Source organism: Streptomyces sp. NBC_00984 (assembly GCF_045162475.1).
Taxonomy (GTDB): Bacteria; Actinomycetota; Actinomycetes; order Streptomycetales; family Streptomycetaceae; genus Streptomyces.
The window spans coordinates 1-16,105 of record NZ_CP108735.1 but is presented as its reverse complement, the minus strand read 5'-3'; the positions used below and the strand labels follow the sequence as shown (position 1 = coordinate 16,105).

Below are 16,105 nucleotides of genomic sequence, written 5' to 3'. Positions count from 1 at the left end.
AGTCATCTGCGCCGTTCATGGTTGCCAGGGGCGTATCGGCTCCAGGTTCCTCCGGCTTCGGTGACCAGGCGAGTGGCTGTCTTGTCGTGGTAACCGAGGGCCTTCGCGATGACGGGGGCCGGGGCCTGGAGGACGAGTTGGCGGATCGCGGAGGTCCTGCCGCGCTGCGGCGGGACGCCGATCTCTCGCAGGTGGACTTGGAGGCTGACCGGGTTCATCGGCTGTCCGGGCTGGCGGCCGGGGAAGAGCCACTGTGAGCTTCTGCTGCTGGCGTAGGGCAGGTGCCGACGGGACTGGATGTAGGCCCGCATGAGGTCAGCGACGGGCTCCGGGAGCGGGGACGGCGGATCTCCCAGCCGGACGGCGGCGGTGGCCCCGTCGTCGAGGACGTCGTCGACCGTGAGGCGGACGATGCGGGTGACGGGTTGCGCATAGAGGAGAACCAGCGCGGCGGCGACCCGGGCTCGCAGGGGCAGGGAGTCGTCGTTGAGGGCACGCCGGAGAATGGCGAGTCGGCGATGCTGGTGCAACGGCGCTTGGTCCTGGTTGATGACCTGGGGTGGCAGGGTGAGGCGGGACATCCGGCTCGTCTTCATGCACCAGCGCAGGAACGTCTGGGCCGGGCGTCGGGTGGCAAGTTTCTCCGTGTGCCAGGCGTCGAGGTCGGCCTGCTGACAGTGTTCGACGGTGCGGCCTCGGTCGGCAAGCCAGGTGAGGAAGGCGCTGGCCTGGGTGATCTCTTGTTTCGTCTGACTGGTCTGGGAGCGTCCCAACGGCCCTTTCTCCGCCTTGCTCCGCAGGCGTCGCATCTGGTGCCAGATGGCGAAGTGCTGAAGATGACGACGTTGTTTGGGGTCCTCGATAGCGGCGAGCCGTTCGGTCAGCCAGCGCTGATAGAGCATGAGCTGCCGGTCGACGCGTGGCAGGACGCCGCTTTCCATCAGCAGGTCACGCAGGTGGACGACAGTTCGCCAGGGTGTTTCCTGGTGCAGCCCGTCGTGGGTGAGCGGGATGGTGCCGGTGGCCAGGTCCCGCAGGAGGCGGACGACGTTGGGGTTGCGGAGCCAGATCAGGCGGCTCTTGGGCCGGTCCATCTCCAGCAGGGCAGTGACCAGCGGTTGCAGGGAAGGAGCGACACGGCCGGTGCCGTCGTCGAGGAGTAGGCCGAGGGTGTCGGCGAGGGTGCAGCGTTCGCTTAGGCGCCCGCCGAGCAAGGGCCCTTCGAAGCCGCAGCGGGTGCAGAAGAAGTTGCGGACGATGCCCGCGCAGTCGCGGCAGACCGGTGCACCAGCGTCGTTTCGGCCCGGCAGCAGTCGGTCGGCTCGGCAGCCGGGGCAGCGGCCGCGGTCGCGCATCGCGCGTTCGTAGCAGGTCCGGCAGATCGGACCGTCTGACCACTCGGCGGACTTCGCCGCCCGACGGCCGCAGCGTGCGCAGGTCCGGACGTGCCACCTTTCGTACTCCTCCGGTGTCACTGCTCATCCCTCGGGTGTCAGGCGGACCCGTGTTGGCCGCCGGGCGGCCAGGTTGATCGGCGCCTCCTCGCCGGCGGCGCGTCGGGCTGGGAGGTTCTGGGCCGAGGTGGCGATCAGGTCGGCGGGCGTGCAGTCGAGGATGTCGCAGAGGGTGGCCAAAACCGGCAGGGACAGCCGTTCCGGGGTGCCGGAGACCAGGCGGTGGACCTGGGAGGAGGACAGTGTGATGCCGCGTTCGGTCAGGTGCGGCATGAGTTCGGTGACGGTGAACATGCCACGGGCGGCCATCAGTTCGCGGAGGCGCCATCGGTAGCTGATCTGGCGTGGCATCAGGAGGTCCTTCCCGGCCGCAGAGCGGCCTCGATGGTGGCGTCCAGGACGCGGCGCAGGGAGCGGGTGCGGAAGTCGGAGGAGACGCAGGTGTAGATCGCGGTGGTGGAGGCGTGGTCGTGGCCGACCTGTTGTTGGACGAACAGCGGGTCGTGGCCGTCCTCGATCAGGTGGGTGATGTAGGACCTGCGCAACGAGTGAAACTCCAGCGCGGGGTCCAGACCGACGGCGTCCCGGTAGGCGGCGAAGCGGGAGTCCAGCCGTTGAACACCGACCCGAGGGCCTCGCTCGGACGGCCAGAGAGCCCGACTGGTCGAATGCCGCATCCCGGGCCGCACCTCGCTGATCCATTCATCGATCGTGCCCGGCGTCCAGTGCCAGACGGTCAGCACGCTGCGACGCTTGGGTGGCGAGCCCTTCTTGGCTTTGCCGTAGCGGACCAGCAGAGTGCCGTACTCACCGAACTCCCGGCCCTCCGGGTTGCGGCCGAAATCGGTGAGATCCAGCATTCGGGTCTCGTTGCGTCGCAGGCCGTAGTGAGGTTCCCCCGCTGTGCGGGAGTGGCTGACTAGCTGGTCAGGGCGGGTTGACGTGGTTTCAGGTTCACTTGTTCGGCTGCTGCCTGGTTGGCGTAGTGCTTCTCCTCGTACTCGATCGGGCTGAGGTAGCCCAGCCGTTTCTGGATGCGGCGGGGGTTGTAGAAGCCGTCGATGTACTCGAAGAGCGCGAGGTTCGCTTCGGCCCTGGTGGCGAAGACGCGGCCGCGGATGCACTCGGTCTTGATGACCATCCACAGGTTCTCCGCCAGGGCATTGTCGAACGAGTCGCCGACCGAGCCCATGGACGCCTGGATACCGGCCCTGACCAGGCGTGTCGTGAGCTTCACGGACGTGTATTGACAGCCGTGGTCGGCGTGGTGGATGAGCTCGCCGGGGGCGACTTCGCGGTTGGCCAGGGCGTATTCCAGCGAGGTGAGGACCAGGTCGGCGTCCGCGCGGGCGGAGGTCTCCCAGGCGACCACCCGGCGGGAGAACGCGTCGCGGATCGCGGACAGCCACAGCGGCCCCTCCCCGGTGGGGATCATGGTCAGGTCGGTGACCCACAGCCGGTTCGGCCCGTTCGCGGTGAAGTCGCGCCCGACCAGGTCAGGGGCGAGATCGGCGTCCGGGTCGCGCCGGGTGAAGCCCTTGCCCCGGCGGGGGCTAATCCCGGCCAGGCCGGCCTGGCGCATGAGCCGCTCGACGCGCTTTCTGCCGACGTGGACGCCCTCACGCCTGAGGACGGCGTGCACGCGGGGTGAGCCGTAGATCCCGCCGGACTCGGCGTGGACCTGGCGGATCCTGCTGGTCAGCTCGGCGTCCCGGCGGCTTCGTTCGCACGGCTCGGTCTCGGCCTGGCGCCACCGGTAGTAGGTGGAGGAGGGGATGGAAAGTTCCCGGAGTACGGGCTCGACCCCCAGATGCGGGTGCGCGTCGAGGAGCGCGGTCACCTGGGCCGGGTCGGGTCGAGCTGGGCCGCGAAAAAAGCCGAGGCCGTCCGCAGGACCTCGTTCGCCCGCTTGAGCTGGGCGTTCTCCTTGCGCAGGGCGGCAAGTTCCTCACGCTCGGCGGTGGTGAGCAGGTCGCCCCGCTCGCCGGCGTCGGCCTCGGCCTGGCGGATCCAGTTACGCAGGGCCTCGTGGTGCACGCCGAGCTCCTCGGCCATACGACGGATCACAGGCTTCGGCTCGGCAGTCCGGTACATCTGCACCGCACGCTCACGCAACTCCAGCGGGTATTTTCTCGGGGCAGGCATCGTCTGGGCTCCTCTCATGAGACCCATCTGACCCTCTGTCACCCATCCCCGCATCTCGGGGGAACCTCAGTCATGGACGGACTGACGGCCCTGGCCGAGCTGCACCGGACCGTGCCTGACACGCGGGTGCTGATCCTGACAACCTTCGGGGAACAGCGAAACGTACTGCGCGCACTGACTGGGGGCAGCGTGGGCTTTCTGCTCAAGGACTCGGCGCCCGCGGAACTCATGCGCGCGGTCCGGGCTGCCGCGGCCGGAGACGCGTACCTGTCGCCGGGTGCCACCCGCCGTGTCGTGGACTCGTTGGCGTCCAGCCAGAGCGCCCACCGTGCTGAGCAGGCCCGCTGCCGGCTGGACGCGCTGACCAACCGCGAGCTGGAGGTCCTGGCACTGCTGGGTGAGGGCCTGTCCAACGCGGACGCTGGTCAGCGGATCCATATGAGCGAGGCCACGGTCAAATCGTACGTGAGCCGGATCCTGACCAAGCTGGACTGCGAGAACCGAGTGCAGGCCGCACTGCTGGCACGAGACGCCGACCTGGGAACCTGACCACACCACTCCGTCACTGTCGAACCGGGCTGCAAGATCGTCGGAGGTGAGTGGTACTCGTACTACGACGGCCGATGACGTTGATGCACAGCCCACTGAGGGTGGATCTCAACGGACAGGCCCGGGCCTGGATGCTCAGTCGCAGCCGCAGAAAAGGCAGCCGATCGGGGCGGCGGCCGGGGTGCTGCGGTTCAGCGAGGAACGCGACCCGGCCGTGCTGGCGGCGCAGCTCATGCGGCTGCGGGGTATCGACCCGGAGGACGCCTACTGGCGGCGTGGATCGAGGCGGGGCCTTGACCCCGAATCCTAAACCGTGTTCAGGATTCGGGGTCAAGGCCCCTGTCACCTCCAGTGGGTTCGAGATCCCACCGGACCAAAACGCATCCCAGACGCGTCCTAGTACGGGTCTGTCAAAGGAACGGTGTAACTCAGGTTGTTGGAGTTACTGACGGGCTGCGGAGAGGCGGCCGTCGAAGGTGATGTCGAAGGCGTTGAGTGCGGTCTTCCAGCGCATGGTCCAGCGGGCCTGGCCCTTGCCGGTGGGGTCCAGGGACATGATCGCCATGTAGACGCACTTCAACGCGGCCTGCTCGTTGGGGAAGTGGCCGCGGGCCTTGACCGCCCGGCGGATCCTGGCGTTCACGGACTCGATCGCGTTCGTCGTGCACACGATGCGGCGGATCTCGGTGTCGAAGCGGAGGAACGGGGTGAACTCTTCCCACGCGTTCTCCCAGAGCCGCACGATCGCCGGATACTTCCGGCCCCAGGCGTCGGCGAACTCGGCGAACCGCTCGAGGGCGGCCTCCTCAGTCGCCGCGGTGTAGACGGGCTTGAGGAGTTTGGCGATCTTGTCCCAGTCCTGGCGGGCGGCATAGCGGAAGGAGTTCCGCAGCAGGTGGACCACACAGGTCTGCACGACCGTGCGGGGCCAGACGTTCTCAACGGCGTCGGGCAGGCCCTTGAGCCCGTCGCAGACGAGCATGAGGACGTCGTTCACGCCGCGGTTCTTGATCTCGGTGAGGATGTGCATCCAGTGTTTGGCGCCCTCGCCGCCGTCGCCGGCCCACAGGCCGAGGATGTCCCGCCGGCCTTCGGTCGTGACCGCCAGGGCCACGTAAATGGGCCGGTTGGCGACCGCGCCGTCGCGGATCTTCACGTGGATGGCGTCGATGAAGATCACGGGATAGACGGCGTCGAGGGGCCGGTTCTGCCACTCTGCCATGCTCTCGAGGACCTTGTCGGTGATCGTGGAGATCGTCTGGCGCGATACGTCGGCGCCATAGACCTCGGCCAGGTGGGCCTGAACCTCACCGGTCGTCAGGCCCTTGGCCGCGAGCGAGATGACCATCTCGTCCACGCCGGACAGACGCTTCTGCCGCTTCTTGACAATCTTCGGCTCGAAGCTGCCTTCCCGGTCTCGGGGCACGACTATCTCGACCGGGCCGACATCGGTCAGCACGGTCTTGGCCCGGGTGCCGTTGCGTGAGTTACCGCCGTTCTTCCCGGCCGGATCATGCTTGTCATAGCCGAGGTGGTCGGTGATCTCGCCCTCGAGAGCGGACTCCAGGAGCCGCTTGGTCAGCTGCTGGAGCAGCCCGCCCTCGCCGGTCAGCTGAAGGCCCTCGGCCTGAGCCCGTCCCACCAATTCATCGATCAGCCGGTCGTCCACAGACTTCGCCGGCACCGTCTCAGACGGCTCGACGGACTCGGCCTCGGTCACGTTATTGCTGGTCATCGATGCATCTTCCATGATCGGGAGTTACACCGAACGTTTTACAGTCCCGATTGGTGCGGCCGACCTGGCGGCCTGCTCGATCTTCGCGCAGTAGGCTGCACGGGCTTCCTCGTCGATCTGCTTCTCGTGTTCGGGGCGCACCCCGGTCCGGCCGTCGAGGCCCTCGCGCAGGATATCGGCGTGCCCGGCATGCCGGTTGGACTCGCCGAGGACATGGACCATGATGGCGAACAGGTTCGTGTTGGGATGAGGCTCCGGCCACCACGGCACGTGGCCGGGGGCGTCGAGGGGAAGCTCGTTGATCGTCGCGTCCGAGTGTTCCCACGTGCGCCGGTAGAACCCGATGATCTGATCGCGGGTCTCGTCCTCGGTCGCCCACTGATCGCTGCCGTTGTAGTCCTGCCACCGGGGCAGCGGCTCCGGGGAAGGGCGGTCGAAGACCTCGCCGAAGTACCTGGCCTCGACGGTGGCCACGTGTTTGACCAGGCCGAGGAGGTTGGTCCCGGTCGCTGTCAAAGGTCGGCGGGCGTCGTATTCGGACAAGCCGTCGAGCTTCCAGAGCAGCGCCTTGCGGTCCCGCCGCAGTCTCCCGTGCAGGTTGTCCTTCGCGAATTTATCGATCATGCGGCATGAACCTTCCATGGGTTGCTCGTGGTCTCAAGATCCCGTACGTGGTCCGCAACGACTGGCAGAGCCGAGGAGTGGCCATGGCCGCGGCCCTGACCTGCTACAAGAAGCTCGCGAAACTTGCCACGTGAGACAACCTCTTAGTCAGGAGAAAGTCCTCACTTGACGATCCCGCGCTCGGCGACTACTGGGGCCAACGCCGCAAGACGCGCACACCCCCACCGATGGACAGAATCAGCCTTACTCTGGCAGCCCGTCAGAAAGGACTCTGTCCGCTCTGTGGTCAGGCGCTCATCGTCGGCGCGGAATACGAGCCAGATAGTCCACGCGAGTGGATCGACTGGTTCGACGCGATGAAGAAGCGGTTGCACAAACACCACCTAACGCTGGGGGTGGTTAGTTGCGGTGGTGTGTGGTTTGTGAGCTGGGGTGTTGATGATTGATTGAGAACGGTTTCGGGGTGGTTTTGAGGGTGTGGGATGGGGGTCTGACCTGGGGCTGTTGCAGTTTCGTTGAGACAGAGCGCGGGATGTCGCGGATATGTTCCTGGGTCTAAAGGCATTGACTGTGTTCTTGCTGGTCAGTGGGGTGGCGGGGGGTCAGGACCGTCGTGTACGGGGCCGGGTTGGTGTCGGGGTGGGGCGGTGGTGGGTTTCGGCGAGGTGGTCGAGCTGGATCCCGTCGAGCAAGGTTTTGGTGATTTTTTCGGTGCCGTCACAGATCGCGGTGATCGCGGCTTGGCGGATCAGCCGGGTCAGGCTCCCGATCCGGCCCGCGGTCCGCTGGTGGAGATATGCGGCATGACGGGGGAGGGTTCCGGGCCGATGCTGCTGGAGGTTCAGAGCCTTCTCGAGGCCGGTGATGAGTTCTTTGAACGGCTCGTGTGTCCCGTGCCGGGCGGGCAGCGGCCCGCACTCGATGAGTGAGGCCCTCCCGGCGAGCTGCGCGCCACGCACACCGCTGAACAACGCGGTCGTGGTGACGTCGATGCCCGCGTACACGAACGTCGCACCGATGCGTTCGGTGAGGTCTTTGAGGAGGTCGGCACTCTGGGCGCCGGTGGTGGTGCGGGGGTTGAGGCGGTGGATCTCGTCGATCAGGACGAGACGGACACCGGCCTGCTGGTAGGTGTGGCAGACCGCGTCGGTGATCTGGGCCTGGGTCATGCGGGTGGTGACGGGGATGCCGAGGTAGCGGGCGAATTCGGTGGCGAGGGTTTTCGCGGTGGCACCGGGCGGGACGAGGACGTACGCGACCGGTACGTGCGGATGCTGGAGGCCGGGTGATGGCGGGTTGCGGTGGGTGTGGGCGAGGTGGCAGGTGCGTCCGACGTGGAGGAGCGCGGTGGTTTTCCCGGCCGCCGCGGGCCCGGTGACGATCAGAGAAGGACGAGCAGTCACGGTCTGGTGGCGGCCGAGGATCATCAGGGTGCGGACGCTGGTGGCGAGGGTGTCGATGACCGGGGTGCGGAGGGTGACGAACGCGGAGTGGTAGGCCAGGCGTTCTTCCGTGCTGCGTGGCGGGGCACCGGGCCCGGGAGGCACGGGCGGTGGTGTGGTGGCGAAGTGCTGCCAGCCCTGCCACGTGGTCACCGGCCTGCCGGCGCTACCCGTTTCGGGGACAGCACCCGCAGCCCCCTGCCCGGGCCCGCTGCCCACGTGTTCGTCGCGGGTGCCGACAGGGCGACTGCCCCTGGCCGTGGATGCCTTGGTGTTCACCATTTCAGGGCCTCCGCGCGGGCGTCGTACAGCCCGTACCCGGTATACGGCACGTCCGGTGAGCCGTCGTCCTCACCGGTGTCCTGGTCCGGGGGCGACGGCTCATCCGGCGTGTCGTCGAGAGCGTCGAGGCTGTCGTCGTCTGTTCCGGAAACCGTCTCATCGGCAGCCTGGTCCGGGTGCTGCGGGCCGTCTGAGGCCCGCTGTGCGGGCATAGGCATCCGCACAGGGGCGGTGCGGGTGATCAGGTGCTGTTCGGCGGGGGTGGCATGCCCGGTACGGGCACGGCGCAGGAGCTGGTCGAGGGCGTCGGCGAGGCCGGCCTCGTACCGGTCAGGGTCCAGGTGGCGGGTGACGGTGGTGCGGACGTACCGCCAGGTGCGGTCGTTGAACGGGTGGTGGGCGTGGTCGCGGTGAATCCACGGGATCTCGGCGAGTTGCCCGTCGGGGAGCCGTACCCAGATCTGGCGGACATCGTGCGGGTTGATGCGGACTTCCCATTTCCCGCCGCGGGCCGCTACTTCGGACTCCTGGCCCCGGTAGGGGCCCAGCAGATCACAGTCGTAGGTGCGGTGATGGATACGGATGCCGCGCTCGGTGATGGCCTGCCACCGCACCGGCAGCAACTCCAGATAATCACTGCCGCTCAAAGGGACCGGCACGTACCCGGCGACCGCGACGAGCGCCGCCCACATCTGGTTCGGCGTCAGCGCCGCCCGGGGCAGTACGGGGTGGCGCAGTCCTTCGTGCGGGCGGTGGTGCCAGTGCACGAGCCATTCGTCGAGGAGGTCCTGCAACTGGGCGACGGTGTAGCACGCCTCGCGTTCGATGTCTCTGCCGCGGCGGGTGACGTCGGAACCGGTGTAGCCGGGCAGATGCTGGCAGAACAGGGAGTTGATCGACCCGAAGGTGCGCTCCACGATGCTCTTGGCGGTCGGCGCGAACGGCGGCGCCACCTGCACGCTGATCCCGAGCGTCTCACAGGCGGCGGTGAACACCTGCGACAGGAACACTTTCCCGCGGTCCACAACGATCGTCTCCGGCATCACGACCGGCCGGGCGGCCGCCCCTTGAAGCCGCTCGTCCAGCGACAGCAGCCGATCGCCCGCAAGCAGCCTGGCGTGGGTGAAGCGCAGGGCGTCGGGCCACGCGGGCCTCGCCGGGCGCGGTACAGCCATCTCCGCGAGCAGCAGCGCCGCGTCCACGGCCTGCGTCCCGCCCGGACACAGCACCGCCGCCAGGATCGCCCGCGTGGCCACATCGACGGCGATCGTGAGCTCGGGCCGCCCCAGCGTCCCGTCGTTGAACAGCGCGAGGACATCCAGACGGGTGGTGTCGATCTGGACCTGCTCCCCGGGCCGCAGAGCCACGGTCGGGGTCATGGCGCGCCCGTCTTCCGTGATCGGCGGATTTCGGACCGGCCGCGCGGGGTGGTCGGCCGGGTGGGCGAGCTGATGGACGAGCCGGTAAAAAGTGGCCTGCGCGGGCATGGGCACCGCGTCTCCATGCCGGTCCTTGAGGAGTCGTGCGACCAGCGGCATCAGCGCCTTGACGGTGCCTTTGGAACGCCCCCGCTGCCCGCGCAGCACGTCCTTGATCGCGGTGACGACCCGCTCGTCCTGCCGACCGCCACGGCCCTTCGGGCCGCGGGTGGCGCGGTGGTCGACCAACCCCCATAGCCCCTGTTTACGGTAGGCGAGCCGCATGCGCTGCACCGTCGCCCGCGACACCCGCCCGAACCTCAGCGCGGTCAGCTCCTGCGCTTTGGCCTGCTCCCGCTGGGCCAGTGTGAACCGATCCGGGTCGTACTGCTCCCGTACCGTCCCGCCACTGCCGACCCCGCCGGGAAGGCCGCACTCGACTTCCCGGATGTGCCGCTCCCAGGCCAGCGCCTTCTCCCGCGCCGCGGCCGGCGCCGTTTCGAACAGCCCCCACCGCGGCACCGCCTGCGCCTGATCCGCCTCCGCGCCCAGGACCGCGAAGCCTGGGTCGGCGAACAGATGCCCGGACAGCACCACCTCATCCATCCCGTCCTGGCCGACCAGATGGAAGCCCTGCCCGGCCAGGGCGACGACCTGCCACCGCACCCCCCGGAACCGCACGTGGGCACCGACGGCCACGACCGGCCGCCCACCACGCCGTACCCCGCTCACACCGCCTCCCCGCCCCGGCCACTGCCGCCAGCCGCGCCGCCTTCGCATTGGTTCGTGCCGCCGCTGACGGCCTGCCCCCTGCTCCGCCACCCACCTCATGTCCGCCGCGACCACGGACGACGTCGCAACCTTGCACGGCGGCGGCCCGTTGATCAACCGGGCCGCCCGTACCCGCAGGGACCATGGGGGAGTGGACCAGGACCCGTTCGTGCAGCGGCACGTCCAGCGCCACGGTCAGCTGCCCGTGCCACAAGGCGTGGAAGGCGACGGGCAGGACTTCGATCGGGTCGCCGACCGCCTCCACGCCGTCGATCAGCGGCCGCGGCCGCGCGAACGCCTCCAGCACGTCGGCCGCAAGTCCCGGGCGGCCCTGGTTGCGTGGGTGCCGGTAGCCGGCCAGCCACTTCAGGTTCGCCACCAGAGTCTTCTCCAGCGGCTCAAGGCGCCGGTAGACGAGCCCTACCTGCGCACACGCCTCCGCGACCGTCTCCGCGGCCTCCAACGCCCGCTCGCCGCCGGCCTCGGTGTGGCTGGGGCAGTCGGCCAGCATCCCGGTGCCGTCCTTGTAGCGGGCGAAGAGCTGCGGCACCCACGAGCGCACCCGCCCCCGGCCATCACGCCACAGCGCCCGTACCGGCCGCCCGGCCAGGCCCACCACCATGGGGTCGCGGTCGAGCACCATCAGCTGCGCCCGCATCGCGTTCGATCCCGACGCCACGTGCCGTCCGGTGGTGGCCGACCACCACAGGCCCGGCCCCCACCGGCGGCCCGGCACGACAGGGAACGCCGACACCGGATCCAGCTCCTCGAAAGCCACCGCCACCGCCGCGTCCGCCCACCGCTGCTGCACCATCCGCCCCACCGGATCGAGGAAGACGGCTTCGAACCCCGCCCCGACCACCACGTCCCGCTGCCCGGCCGCCCTTTCAGGGCCGCCCACCACGCTCCTGCCGCTCATCCCCCCCACCCCACCGGTGCCCCCACCGCACCGGACACGTTTCACGGGTTCTGATCACAAGCCGCCGCCTCATGCGCTAAAAGCAGCGACCGGACCACCCCGGCCAGCCCCGGCTCTACTCGCCGTCCGCACCCCGGTACGTCCCGAGGACTTCTACCGCCTCCTCCTCGGACAGCCGCGCCCACCGGGCCACCTCGTCCACCCTCATCCCAGCGTTCACCGCGGCCACCATGACCCGCCCCAGCACCTGGTCGAGCAGATCCGTGCCCCGGCTCAAACCCTCCAGCATGGACCGGGCCACCTCGGCGGTAGTACCGACCTGCGCACCACGCAACTGCTGCAGCTGCTCTTCTACCTCACCGAGGAGATTGGTGATCAAAAAGCGCTGCTCGGCAGGCACCACGGCCCGCCAGTTCGTCCCCGAGCCGGGCAACTTCTTCTCCCCGGCCAAGACCCGCAGCCCTGCAGCCACCGTCGACGGCTGATGCTCCTGCCGCACCCACCACACGTTCTCCCCGAACCGCGCATACAGACCCGGCCGCCCTTCGGGATGACGACGCAGGCGGACAACCGTCCCCATCCACGCGATCAGCGGACCCCCGTAGTCGACCGCGATCAACGGCCCCAACCAAGACCGCCCCACCCGCTCACCGAGACGGCGGCAGAACTTCCCGTCCGCCCCCAACGGCCGCGGCCGTTCACCCCCGCTGTCCACCCACACAAGCTGCGCCATGACCGGATCCAGCAGCGCATCCGCGACCGCCACCACCTCCGGGAAGATCACCGCATCGCGCCCCACCACCCGCCACCACTCCAGATCAACCCCCGCATCACCCCCGGCGACCAGGTGCAGACGCCGCGGCCAGATCTCCTCCCGCTCCCACCCGTACGCCCCCTCCCACCACCGCGCCACCACCGCATAAGCCAGCCCGAACACCTCACCCGGGTCCACACCGGCCCGCACCGCACGACGCACCACACCAGCCCACCGCCGCTGCGCCGCGACCACCTCCGGAAGACCCCGCAGATCGAGGTACTCGCGGGGCTGGTCGGCGTCCGCGTCCAGAGCCCACCGACCATGGCGCACGCACACCCGCTCCCACCGTGGCGCGTACCGCATCACCCGGGCCGGTTCGCCCGTACGCCGTGCCGTGCACAGCCGGCACCCGAACGCCACCGGCCCCGCCACCACGCCCCCGACCCTCCACACCACCCGCCCCCGGCCGCCCTCCGGTCCGTCGAGCTTGGGATCCTCCCGCCCCCACGACGGCAACGCCCGCCCCAGCGACAGCTCCCCGACCCCGCACACAGCGCCCAGCGTCCTTCGGGCTGCCGCGTCCAGCAGCACTTCCCCATCCGCACGCACGGCCCCACCCTCATGACGGGGCCGGTGGTTCACCGCCTGCCAGCGCGCCATGAACGTCTGCTCCTCCATTCCGTAGCAAGCAGCGATACGGCACAGAAAGGAGAACGTCGTCTCCCCGGCGAGAGGAGGCAGCCGTAACACCCCGGCGTTCACCGCGACCGCCCCGCCGTGCCCGCCGCCCACTGCATGCCGAGCTGGTCGAGTTCCGCCCGCCGCTGCTCGGGAAGCTTCCCAGCGCGTTTGCGGACGTTGTCAATCCACGTGCCGAGCTTGACCACCACGACCCCGCCAGCGCCCACCTGCGCACCGAACCCGCCGCCATCGGAAACCAGCTGCTCCTCGTGCTTGCGGGGTACGCGCAGGTGCCCCTCGCGGGCGTGGAACTGCCGCGCGGCCGCCAGGTTGAGCATCCACTTGTCGTCCTGGGTGCGTTGCACCGGGCGCTCGTCCTCACCGGCGGGTCCGAGCCCGAGGGCGTTCTCCAGAAGCCATTGCTGTGCCGGTTGCAGGGCGTCCCATCCCAACCGGCATCCCTTAACCCACCGCCCCAAGTCCTCGCCCTGGACCACGACCTCCCCAGCCTCCCAAGGCACGCTGCCGCCCTGGGCGAGATGGTTCTGCACGAGCCGCAGGCAGCGCTGCCACCCCGCGTCCCAGACCGGTGACCACCCCGGGTCAATCTCGTCCAGTGCTTCCCGCCGCTCCTGCGACAGGCCACCCGCGAAAGCATCGTCGGGCAGTCCGGCCTCCAACTGCTCCGCGCGCGCATCCGCGAGCCTCGCGGCCGTGCGGAGATTCTTCGCCCAGGTCCCGACCGGATACCCGTCCCACACAGCATGGGCCGGCGGCAGGAAATGGCCGTGCTCGGAGGCCCAGCGCCGGGCAGCGGCAAGCCCCTCCTCGAAGGCGTGATCGCGGTGGGACCAGACCACCCCGAGCTCCTCCAACGCCTTCACGCGCTCCGGGGCAAGTGTTCCGGCCCGGTAGTCCATGCGCTGGTTCCGCAGCCATGTCCCCAGCGGGAACCCCGCAGACTCCCACCCTCATCCACCGGCGTCACGTAGTCGTACGCAACCTTCAGCACCCCGTCCTTCGCCACCTCGCGCACGTACCGCGCCGCAGCCGCGATCCCGCTGCGCCAGTAGTCCGTCTCGGGGTGCAGCACGCGCAGCGCGACGAACCGCGCCACCTCCGCCGGATCCCGCGGAGTGGAGAACCTCAGCAGCCCCTGCGCGGGCGCGCTCGGACCCTTCGCCTCGCCCGTCCGCTCCCGGCCCTCCGCCCCGTCGACGCCCTCGGCCCCGTCGGGCTTCCAACGCCCTGTACGGGGACGGGAGTCGGCGAGCGCCTCGATCACGTCCGTGTCGTGAGCACGCAGCGCCCCGAGGACCTTCGCGAGGGTTTCGTACCCCCTGGAGGTCATCATTTCGTCCGGACTTTCACCAGGAGCAAGGAAAACAGGGACGACCAGGCTGGCGATTTTTCCCTCGCCAGGCTGCATTCGGAGAGCCCGCCCGACCATTTGCACAATATCGACCATTGACCCGCGCGCGTCACAAAAGGCAACAGAGTCACAGTTCTTCGTGTCGACTCCTTCCCCCAGGACGCGAACCGACGCGATCATTTTGAACATGGCCGGACAGGAGACCGTGCCACCCTTCCCGTCGGGCACCTTGACCACGTTCGACGCGAACTCCTCCAGCATTGCCTTTCGGTAGCCGGCCCTGTGGTCTCCATGAAGCCAGGACGCCCCCACCCGCTCCGCCGGGTGGTAGTGCTTCGGATCCTCGGCATACAGCCGCTTCGCGACGGCGGGCAGGCCTTCGGCCATCGCTTCGGCCTCCGCGATCCGGGAGTGGAAGGTGAGGCACTTCCGCAGGTTCTCGTCCGCAGCCGCCGTCAGCAGCCCCGCCTGGAGCGCCGCGAGCCGCGCCCCGCGCACCAGGTCCGAGCCCCGGTCGCCACCCGCCTGCGCGGCATACAAGTCCGGATCGGAAATATCAACGCAAATAACCTGATAGGGGGCAACCAGCCCCCGGAATAGCCTGGGAGAGCGTCAGCTTCCAGGCCACAGGCCCGAACACGGGCGACTCGGGGTCCATGCTCGCGATCAGCCGCGGAGCCTCCCGGCCGCCCCGGCGGGCATCCTCGGCGGACTCCCAGATCCTCGCCGTCGCCGTCATGTACAGCCGCCGGACGGCCGGCATCTTCACCTGGTCGTGCACGGCCGCCCACGCCTTCGCCGCATCCCCCGAGGTGCGGTGCGCCTCATCCACGACCATCAGGTCGAAGGCGTCCAGCCCGAGCCGGTGCGCCCCCTGCACCGCCGTGGAGGCAGTGGCGTACGTCGAGAACACCGTCACCACATCCTCGTCCCCCACCCAGGACAGGAGCTCCGCCGCGTCCGTGGTGCAGGGCATCCCGCTGGACGCCGAAACCCGTGACTCGCACGCACCGACCATCGCCCCCGCACGCCCTGCCCGACGCCACTCCGCGGCCATCTGCGCCAGCAGATCCACCGTCGGTACCAGCACCAACACCCGCCGGGCACGCAGTCGTTGAGCGGCCACCGCCGCGATCCTCGTCTTCCCTGACGCGGTCGCCGCGATCACCTGGCACCGCAGCCCCTCCTCCGGCACCGCGACGCCGGCCGGGAACTGGAGATGACGGAGCACGGCGTCGACCGCCTCGATCTGGTGCGCCCTCAGGCCCTGGTCTGTCACCATTCCCCGTTACTCGCCGTCCCGCTCGGATTCGCACTCGTGGTCAGACTCCAGGAGCGTTCCGTCCTCTACCGGACCGAATTCCCACGTCGAGTCACACTCTTCGCAGTATCCGCTTCCGTAGAAACTCACCCGAGACATTCTCTTCTCCTCAATCAGAAACGGACACGAAAGAAAGAGCGACACTATTTCTCAGCTTCCAGTGCCGCGGAGGCATCCGCCCCCGGGCGGACAAACCATCCAGGCCGTGAATTTGACGCATCCTCAACAGGATTTATGGACGCAGCCAGAGTGTCATTTCCTCGGACTCTCCAGTGCTGGTGGGTGTCTGTCCTCTAGGAACAAGGTAGCTGACTCAGAACTATGACGCATGCAGTTCGTGGGAGGATGACCGGAAGTGTTCGCACTCGATACGATCAGGTGCGAACCTCGACAGAATCCGCCCCCGCAGCTTGATGGCTCGTCACCTCACCCAACCCTCGGCCAACCTCCCGTAGCCCGCTGCCCGCGTAGCGGCCCAACTACCAGGCGCGGAGCGGCTGGTAGTGATCCGCCTTGGCGGATCGTCAGGGTCAGCGCGGAGCGCCGACCCTGACCCTGGGCCACGGAGTGGCCCAGCAACCCGAATTGCGAAGCAATTCGGGGAAGTGCCGCGTAGCGGCACCGCGTCGCGTTCG

The 16,105-nt window shown here is 68.8% G+C and carries 15 protein-coding genes and 2 pseudogenes; 3 read left to right on the top strand and 14 right to left on the bottom strand.

Annotated features, from left to right (window positions below):
* Positions 1–2: 2 nt before the first annotated feature.
* From OG520_RS39700 to OG520_RS39680, 5 genes and pseudogenes are all read right to left on the bottom strand, one after another.
* Positions 3–1,355, bottom strand: coding sequence for a hypothetical protein (locus tag OG520_RS39700; RefSeq protein ID WP_406016687.1), 1,353 nt, complete (start codon positions 1,353–1,355; stop codon positions 3–5).
* A 123-nt stretch (positions 1,356–1,478) separates the two neighbouring features.
* The gene (locus OG520_RS39695) at positions 1,479–1,805 is read right to left on the bottom strand and encodes a helix-turn-helix transcriptional regulator (RefSeq protein ID WP_331747564.1); all 327 of its coding nucleotides are present in this window, start codon (positions 1,803–1,805) and stop codon (positions 1,479–1,481) included.
* Positions 1,805–2,341, bottom strand: a pseudogene (locus OG520_RS39690) (tyrosine-type recombinase/integrase); the annotation flags it as partial. The gene OG520_RS39695 and the pseudogene OG520_RS39690, both read right to left, overlap by 1 nt.
* Before the next feature lie 32 nt (positions 2,342–2,373).
* Complete coding sequence (locus OG520_RS39685) at positions 2,374–3,294, bottom strand: IS3 family transposase (RefSeq protein ID WP_331747561.1); 921 nt, start codon at positions 3,292–3,294, stop codon at positions 2,374–2,376.
* A complete protein-coding gene (locus OG520_RS39680) occupies positions 3,291–3,599 on the bottom strand; it encodes a transposase (protein WP_329196993.1) in 309 nt (102 codons plus the stop codon). The genes OG520_RS39685 and OG520_RS39680 overlap by 4 nt, the downstream gene beginning before the upstream one ends.
* 69 nt (positions 3,600–3,668) lie before the next feature.
* Between OG520_RS39680 and OG520_RS39675 the strand changes: the two are divergent.
* A pseudogene (locus tag OG520_RS39675) lies at positions 3,669–4,148 on the top strand (DNA-binding response regulator); the annotation flags it as partial.
* A 442-nt stretch (positions 4,149–4,590) separates the two neighbouring features.
* Here the strand turns inward: OG520_RS39675 and OG520_RS39670 are convergent.
* Both OG520_RS39670 and OG520_RS39665 read right to left on the bottom strand, forming a co-directional pair.
* Entirely contained in the window at positions 4,591–5,883 is a 1,293-nt protein-coding gene (locus OG520_RS39670) for an IS256 family transposase (protein ID WP_331747558.1), read from the bottom strand.
* A 24-nt stretch (positions 5,884–5,907) separates the two neighbouring features.
* Positions 5,908–6,507, bottom strand: a complete 600-nt coding sequence (locus tag OG520_RS39665; protein WP_331747556.1) for a DinB family protein — start codon at positions 6,505–6,507, stop codon at positions 5,908–5,910.
* Positions 6,508–6,512: 5 nt separating this feature from the next.
* Between OG520_RS39665 and OG520_RS39660 the strand changes: the two genes are divergently transcribed.
* Positions 6,513–6,641, top strand: a complete 129-nt coding sequence (locus OG520_RS39660; RefSeq protein ID WP_331747555.1) for a hypothetical protein — start codon at positions 6,513–6,515, stop codon at positions 6,639–6,641.
* A gap of 93 nt (positions 6,642–6,734) precedes the next feature.
* Positions 6,735–6,953, top strand: a complete 219-nt coding sequence (locus OG520_RS39655; protein ID WP_406011678.1) for a hypothetical protein — start codon at positions 6,735–6,737, stop codon at positions 6,951–6,953.
* A 156-nt stretch (positions 6,954–7,109) separates the two neighbouring features.
* Here the strand turns inward: OG520_RS39655 and OG520_RS39650 are convergent, their stop codons facing one another.
* The 7 genes from OG520_RS39650 to OG520_RS39620 all read right to left on the bottom strand — a co-directional run bounded on the left by OG520_RS39650 (position 7,110) and on the right by OG520_RS39620 (position 15,431).
* A complete protein-coding gene (locus tag OG520_RS39650) occupies positions 7,110–8,102 on the bottom strand; it encodes a TniB family NTP-binding protein (protein WP_317862449.1) in 993 nt (330 codons plus the stop codon).
* Positions 8,103–8,224: 122 nt separating this feature from the next.
* Positions 8,225–10,348 (bottom strand): Mu transposase C-terminal domain-containing protein, encoded by a 2,124-nt coding sequence (locus OG520_RS39645; RefSeq protein WP_331747554.1) that lies wholly within the window; start codon positions 10,346–10,348, stop codon positions 8,225–8,227.
* Positions 10,248–11,339, bottom strand: coding sequence for a TnsA-like heteromeric transposase endonuclease subunit (locus tag OG520_RS39640; RefSeq protein WP_331737070.1), 1,092 nt, complete (start codon positions 11,337–11,339; stop codon positions 10,248–10,250). Before OG520_RS39640 ends, OG520_RS39645 begins: the two co-directional genes overlap by 101 nt.
* A 115-nt stretch (positions 11,340–11,454) precedes the next feature.
* Positions 11,455–12,756 (bottom strand): DNA-binding protein, encoded by a 1,302-nt coding sequence (locus OG520_RS39635; RefSeq protein WP_331747553.1) that lies wholly within the window; start codon positions 12,754–12,756, stop codon positions 11,455–11,457.
* Between the two features lie 98 nt (positions 12,757–12,854).
* Positions 12,855–13,697 carry a helicase associated domain-containing protein gene (locus OG520_RS39630; RefSeq protein WP_331737066.1) on the bottom strand — a complete coding sequence of 281 codons (843 nt, stop codon included), beginning with the start codon at positions 13,695–13,697 and terminating at the stop codon, positions 12,855–12,857.
* Positions 13,658–14,689 carry a helicase-related protein gene (locus tag OG520_RS39625; protein ID WP_331747552.1) on the bottom strand — a complete coding sequence of 344 codons (1,032 nt, stop codon included), beginning with the start codon at positions 14,687–14,689 and terminating at the stop codon, positions 13,658–13,660. The genes OG520_RS39630 and OG520_RS39625 overlap by 40 nt, the downstream gene beginning before the upstream one ends.
* Before the next feature lie 16 nt (positions 14,690–14,705).
* On the bottom strand, positions 14,706–15,431 hold the full coding sequence (locus tag OG520_RS39620) for a DEAD/DEAH box helicase family protein (protein WP_331747551.1): 726 nt from the start codon (positions 15,429–15,431) through the stop codon (positions 14,706–14,708).
* Positions 15,432–16,105 lie beyond the last annotated feature (674 nt).